Origin of the sequence: Mycobacterium sp., from assembly GCF_019247615.1 — a bacterium.
Taxonomy (GTDB): Bacteria; Actinomycetota; Actinomycetes; order Mycobacteriales; family Mycobacteriaceae; genus Mycobacterium.
On record NZ_JAFBAT010000166.1, the window covers coordinates 1 to 6,081 of the forward strand.

The window sequence follows — 6,081 nt, forward strand, 5'->3', positions numbered from 1 at the left end:
GTGCCCATACCCATCCACGCGCCGGCGCTGGAGGGCCCGCCGTCGCCCGGTCCGTAGGTCAGCGGGTGGCGTCCGTGCGGTCGGCGTCGACTAAGCGCACACTGGGTATTAGCGCTGTCACGGCAAGGAGGTCTGCGTGGGCGAATACGGTGCATTCGGGTTTGACCCCGACGAATTCGATCGGATGATCCGGGAGGGCAGCGAGGGACTTCGCGAGGTGTTCGAAAGGATCGGCAGGTTTGTCAGCGGTCCTGGCGGGGGCTTTTCCGCGTTCTTCGAGGACGCGTCGCGACGGCCGCGCCCGGCGCCGGAGACCACCGGCGAGGCCGGTGAGGGGGTATGGGCCATCTACATGGTGGACGCCGACGGCGGCGCGCGCGTCGAAGAGGTCTATGCGACCGAACTCGATGCGCTACGTGCCAACAAGAACAATGTCGATCCCAAGCGCAAGGTTCGCTTTTTGCCGTACGGCATAGCAGTCAGCGTCCTCGACGACGACGCGGAAGAGCCGGCTTAGCCCCGCTGCACCACGTTCGACCCGCCGCTGTTGCTGATCTTCGGCGTGCCCGTGTGGTAGGTGATCTTGTTGTTGAACCCGGAGGCGTCGATGCTGTCGGCGGCGTCGACGGTGATCGAGTTCTGCACGCCCGACACGGTGAGGCTTGTGCAATGACCGGTGATCACCACCGTGTTGGAAACGCCGCTGACGCTGACGATGTTGTCGTCGCAGGCGATCGTTCGATTTTCGCCGATGCCAGAGACGCTGATGCTGGCGCCCCGCGTCGGGGTGGGTGACGTCGATGGCGCAGTGGTCCTGGTCCGGGTGGTCGAGGGCGGGCGGCTCCTCGAGGTGCTCGGGCTCACGGTCGCGGAGGTCGTCGTCAGGGAGCTGATGACGGACCGGGCGTCGGAAAGCCGATGCGCGACGAAGGCGGCGATACCCCCCGCGAGCACGAGAAATCCGACGACGATGATGGTGCCGAGAATCCACCATGTGCGGTTTCCCGAGGGTGGCTTGGGCGGTGGCCCGCCGAACGACCCGCCGTACGGCGGACCGGAAAACGAACCGTCATACGTCCACGTTCCCGGTGGGGGCGGGGATGGCGGGACCGTCGGGCCCGGCGGGTATTGCGGGTAGGGATAGCCGCCCGGCGGCTGCGGTTGTTGTCCCGCCTCGGAAGCGCGGGCAGCGTCGGCCAGGGGACGCTCGAGTTCCCGGATCCGTTCTTCGGGGTCGTCCCGCGAGTCCATGCACAGATGCTCCCATCCAATCGCGCCGGATAGGTAGTTTCGGCACGCGATGAGTAAGTAGTTTCAGCAGCGTGCCCGACTTGCCGAACCGCCAGATCGTCTTGCGCCGCCGTCCCACGGGTCTCGTCCGGCCCGGTGACACGGAGCTGGTCACCGCCCCGGCGCCCGAACCCGGGGAAGGCGAGGCGCTGCTGCGCACCACCTACGTCGGGCTCGACGCGGCGGTCCGCACCTGGCTGAACGACCAGCCCGGTTACCTGCCGCCGGTACAGCTGGGCGAGGTCATCCGGGCGGCGGGAATCGGCGAGGTCGTGAAGTCACGTTGTGACGCCTACGACGTCGGCGACGTCGTCACCACGCTGACGGGCTTCCAGGAGTACGTGATCGTCCGCGACGACGTGTTCAGCACGCCGATTGCCGGCAAGGACGCGGTGGACCAGCTGGCGGTGATGTCGGTTTATGGACCGACCGGGGCCACCGCTTACTTCGGGATGATGGACATCGGCCGGCCCCAGCCGGGCGAGACCGTGGTGGTATCGGCCGCCGCGGGTGCCACCGGATCGGTGGCGGGACAGATCGCCAAGATCGCCGGCGCCCGGGTGGTGGGCATCGCGGGCGGCCCCGAGAAGTGCCGCGCCGTGGTGGAGGACTTCGGATTCGACGCCTGCATCGACTACAAGCACGACGACCTGGCTATCGCCCTCAAGGAACACTGTCCGCGCAGGGTCAACGTCTACTTCGACAACGTGGGCGGACCGATTCTGGACGCGGTGCTGGGTCGCCTGGCCGCCAAGGCACGGGTGGTCCTGTGCGGCGTGATCTCCAGCTACCTGAGCGGGGAGCACCCGGGACCGGCCAATTATGTGAACCTGTTGTCGAAGACGGCGCTGATGCAGGGTTTCAACGCGCTCGACCAGTGGGGCCGCTTCGATGAAGCGTTCGCCGCGCTTCGCCAGTGGGAGCAGGAGGGCCGGATCAAGCACCGCGAGACCATCTTCGAGGGTGTCGAAGCGTGCGTGGATGCCCTCAACGGCCTGTTCACCGGCGCCAACATCGGCAAGATGTTGGTCAAGCTCAGCGAGCCGGGTTCCCGTTGAGGGACCCGGCGCCTCGTTGCACCTAGTCCTGGCCGAGAATTCTGTGCAGAGTCTTCTTCGCGTCGGTCAGCGCCTCCAGGACCTTGGTGCGCGTCTCGGCGAGCTGCTCCTTCTGCTCGTCGGTGCCCGTCCAGGCGATGGTGCGGGCGAGGCCGGCGAGTTCGAAGAGTGTCCTGCGGATCTTGAAGACGTCGCCGTACTTGGCCGCCCGGCCCAGGAACGCGTGCGCCGTCTCGCTGCTGACGCCCCGCCAGGCCAGCAGGTTCTGGCCCAATTCGGTCAAGGTCGCCACGCCGTTGTCAACTGTGACCATGCCGCGCCCGGCAAGCAGCCCAATGGCGAGCTCAGCCAGGTCCTGCGGCGGGGTGAAAGCGCCCTCGGTGGCGTCGGACACCCGCTGCACGACCTGGGCGGCGTCGGCGGGCCCGTCGAGCAGCATCGCCGCGGTCACGAACGCCGCGCGCTTGAGGAAATGGGGACCGCCCGGCCCGCCGAAGCCGCCCCGGCCGGGACCGCCCGGGCCGCCAAAGCCGCCGAATGGGCCTTGTCCCCAGCCCTTTCCACCGCCGAAGCCGCCCCAGCCGGGACCGCCGAAGCCGGGTCCCCCGAAACCGCCCCCGAAACCGCCCCCGAAACCGCCAAAGCCGGGTCCCCCAAAGAATCCACCACCAAACATCGCCGTTCTTCCTTTCATCTGGCCTATCAAGCTCCTTGATACCACCGCTCTTGTGGATGTCAAGGAGATTGATGGTTGCTTTGGATTTCTGCCACACTGCGTGGTGTCGGCGCCGCGACCCCAGGTCGGCTGCTCTACGCGGTGAGAAGGCCCATTTCGGAAGCTCGGTGAGGCGGTGCGCTGCCGGCGGCGACCCCTCCAAGTGGCGGAATGCACCGCGAGGCGAGATGCGCCCGGCCCCCGCCGCATGGTTTCATAACACCGTTTGCAAGAGTTGCCGAGGGGGATCAGGGATCACGCCAGAGCTGAGTTCCCGGTTTTAGAGATTGGTGGGTTTGCAGATGGATCGTCGCAGCATGTTGCTGAGGACGGGGCTCGGCATGCTGGCGGCGGTCGCCGCGATCCCCGTCCCGGAGGCGCTCGCCAGCCCGTCCCGCCCGGCCCCACCCGAAGCGCCGTCGGCCGGCCCCAGCGGACCCTACATCTTCTCCGACGAATTCGACGGCCCGGCGGGCTCCGCTCCCGATCCGGCGAAATGGACGGTGCAGTCCTGGCAGGACGACGTGTTTCCTCCGGTCGCCGGGATATACCGCGACGACCGCCGAAACGTGTTCCAGGACGGCAACTCCAACCTCGTCCTGCGGGCCACCCAGGAAAACGGCGATTACTTCGGCGCCAAACTGCGGGGCAACTTCCACAGCATGATCAACCAGACCTGGGAAGCGCGGATAAAGCTGAACTGTTTGGAGCCGGGGCTCTGGTCGGCGTTCTGGGGTGTCAACGAAGACCCGCTGCCGGACGGCGAGGTCGACGTCTTCGAGTGGTACGGCAACGGCTCGTGGCCGCCGGGCACGACGGTTCACGCGGCATCCAACGGGAAAACCTGGGAGGGTAAATCGATCCCGGGTTTGGTGGACGGCGGCTGGCACACGTGGCGGATGCATTGGGGTGAGGAGGGATTCGAGTTCGCGCGCGACGGGGCGCAGTACTTCACCGTCCCGAACAAGCCCATCCACGTGCACGGCGGCGCTCCCGACGACTTCCGGTGGCCGTTCAACAAGCCCGGCTATTGGATGACTCCTATGTTCACCCTCGCGGTCGGTGGGGTCGGCGCCGGCGATCCCGCGGCCGCCGGCTTTCCCGCCGACATGCTCGTCGACTACATCCGAATCTGGTAAGCGCTTCAGCGCGTTTACTTTTCGGCCTTGATCACCTGAACCAGGTTGAACTGCCAGCGCTCGACGAGCCGGAAGCCCAGGTCGTGCGGGACCGCGAAGGCGGGTGTCGGCCCGTACTGGGGGCCGGGTGGGATCGCCGGGCCCTGTTCGTGAGCCGGCATCGACTTGTCGGCCTGGGTGATGATCCATACGACAGCGCAGCGGCTCAACGGCTTTGCGACGACTTCCGGGATGAGGTTGGTGTCGAAGACGTCGTTGCGGTCCGTCGCCCGTTGCCAAAGCGTCAGGTCGACCAGCTTCCGATAGGCGTTGGGGCGCGCCGCCATCAACGGGCGCATGGGGGCGGGCATGAACGTCACCGTGTCGTTCACCAGGAGGCAATCACCGGGTGCCGCCTTCGCGGAGATCAAATCGGCCACCTGGCTGTAGTCCATGCCGTATTTAGCATACGGATTGCGCTGCGCCAGCACGTAATTCGGCGCGGCTGCGACGGCTAACAGAATCACGATCGCCGTGGCAACCCAAGGTTTGGCGGCCAGCGCTCCGATGCATACCCCCAGCGCCAGTGCCATCGCGGGTGCGGTGAAGGACAGGTAACGGGGCGTGTAGATGGGGTGTGCTGCGGCCGACCACGCCACGATCGCGACCGTCGGCAGCGTCATCCATGCCACCGCCAAGGCCAACAGTTGGCGATCGGCCACCGCCAAGCGGGATCTGTTGCGTCGCAGGGCGATAGCGGCCACCACGACCAGTGCCGACAGCACCGCGAATGGCGGACTCCTTTCGAAGTATTGCTGGATCACGACATCTTCGATCGTTCGGTGCCCGATCGGCGCGATCCATTTGATCTGTTGAACCTGCCCTACGACCTTCAGCACGAACGGGGTCAGGCAGCAAAGCGCCAACAGCGACGCGATGGCGAACGGAACAAGGACTTTTCGGTGGCGCCGGAAAGCGACGATGAAGACGACATGCGCGGCCAACAACAGGCCGAGGTAGATGTCAAGCAGAACCGAGATCAGCAGCGTGAGCCCGTAACAGAGCCACAGCCAACGGCTTTCACGGCGCGCGGCGACGACGAGCATCACCGTCAGCCACACCGCGGCCATCATGGACAGCGCATAAGGCCGAGCCTCGATGCCCGCCCACGTCGTCCGGGGCAGAATCGCGCAGACAACTCCCGCGGCCACCGCAATAGTGCGAGAAGAGAACTGCCTGCCCAGCACCACAACTCCGGCCGCCGCGCCCCCGACAGCCAGACCACTTGGCGCGCGCGACCAGAACTCCGTGGGCGGGAAGATCTGGAACCAACCGTGCATGAGCAGGTAGTACAGGCCATGGACGGCGTCGACATTGCCCAACATCCGCCACAACTGGGGCAGCGACCGACTATATGCGGAGGAAATCGTGGCGGCCTCGTCGTACCAGAACGATGGCCGCGCGGCCCCGGCGAGACTGATCGCGGTGGCTAGCATTCCGACGATCAGCGGCTCGCCGCGCGGCGCCCGACGGTGCGTCTGGGAGATGCCCGCCGAGCCACCGGGGCGCGTCGCTGTCTCGCCGAACACCACCGTTATGTTGCCAGAACCAAGCCTGCCCACCGTTGGTCGTCGACGTATGGCATAATCGAATGTATGTTCGAAGGTGGGCGGGTGCCCGATCCGGAGTCGATCGCCCGGTTGGGTGAGCTCATGGAGCGCCGCCATCCGTCGGTGACCTCGGAGTCCGCGGTGCTGCTGGACGCGATCGCGGCCGCGGCGCGGGCCGAAAATCGGCAGGTGGCCGCCCAGTTGGAGTTGATGGGTCGGCTGTTTGGGTATCGGCTGTCGCGGTGTGCGGAGAACGAGGACTGGGCCATTGACACCATGGAGGCCGTGGC

General features: G+C 66.5%; 6 protein-coding genes and 1 pseudogene. 4 read left to right on the forward strand and 3 right to left on the reverse strand.

Going from position 1 to position 6,081, the window contains the following annotated elements; translation table 11 throughout:
* Window positions 1-136 precede the first annotated feature (136 nt).
* Window positions 137-517, forward strand: a complete 381-nt coding sequence (locus JO059_RS11150; protein ID WP_293316819.1) for a hypothetical protein — start codon at window positions 137-139, stop codon at window positions 515-517.
* Here JO059_RS11150 and JO059_RS11155 read toward each other — a convergent pair.
* Entirely contained in the window at window positions 514-1,251 is a 738-nt protein-coding gene (locus JO059_RS11155) for a DUF3060 domain-containing protein (protein ID WP_293316822.1), read from the reverse strand. The genes JO059_RS11150 and JO059_RS11155 overlap by 4 nt on opposite strands.
* Before the next feature lie 71 nt (window positions 1,252-1,322).
* On the opposite strand from JO059_RS11155, the gene JO059_RS11160 reads away from it, so the two are divergent.
* Window positions 1,323-2,348, forward strand: coding sequence for an NADP-dependent oxidoreductase (locus tag JO059_RS11160; RefSeq protein WP_293316825.1), 1,026 nt, complete (start codon window positions 1,323-1,325; stop codon window positions 2,346-2,348).
* 22 nt (window positions 2,349-2,370) lie between these two features.
* Here the strand turns inward: JO059_RS11160 and JO059_RS11165 are convergent, their stop codons facing one another.
* The gene (locus JO059_RS11165; protein WP_293316828.1) at window positions 2,371-3,024 is read right to left on the reverse strand and encodes a hypothetical protein; all 654 of its coding nucleotides are present in this window, start codon (window positions 3,022-3,024) and stop codon (window positions 2,371-2,373) included.
* A gap of 341 nt (window positions 3,025-3,365) precedes the next feature.
* On the opposite strand from JO059_RS11165, the gene JO059_RS11170 reads away from it, so the two are divergent.
* Window positions 3,366-4,202: a glycoside hydrolase family 16 protein gene (locus JO059_RS11170; RefSeq protein ID WP_293316831.1), complete on the forward strand. Its 837-nt coding sequence runs from the start codon at window positions 3,366-3,368 to the stop codon at window positions 4,200-4,202.
* A gap of 14 nt (window positions 4,203-4,216) precedes the next feature.
* Here the strand turns inward: JO059_RS11170 and JO059_RS11175 are convergent, their stop codons facing one another.
* A complete protein-coding gene (locus JO059_RS11175) occupies window positions 4,217-5,677 on the reverse strand; it encodes a glycosyltransferase family 39 protein (protein WP_293316834.1) in 1,461 nt (486 codons plus the stop codon).
* A gap of 159 nt (window positions 5,678-5,836) precedes the next feature.
* Here JO059_RS11175 and JO059_RS11180 point away from each other — a divergent pair.
* Window positions 5,837-6,081, forward strand: a pseudogene (locus JO059_RS11180) (hypothetical protein); the annotation flags it as partial.

What these genes read in the sequence shown, in the direction of transcription:
- JO059_RS11170 (WP_293316831.1), top strand. Translation starts at nt 3,366, where the DNA reads ATGGATCGTCGCAGCATGTTGCTGAGGACGGGGCTCGGCATGCTGGCG.
- JO059_RS11155 (WP_293316822.1), bottom strand. Translation starts at nt 1,251, where the DNA reads ATGGACTCGCGGGACGACCCCGAAGAACGGATCCGGGAACTCGAGCGT.
- JO059_RS11175 (WP_293316834.1), bottom strand. Translation starts at nt 5,677, where the DNA reads ATGCTAGCCACCGCGATCAGTCTCGCCGGGGCCGCGCGGCCATCGTTC.
- JO059_RS11165 (WP_293316828.1), bottom strand. Translation starts at nt 3,024, where the DNA reads ATGTTTGGTGGTGGATTCTTTGGGGGACCCGGCTTTGGCGGTTTCGGG.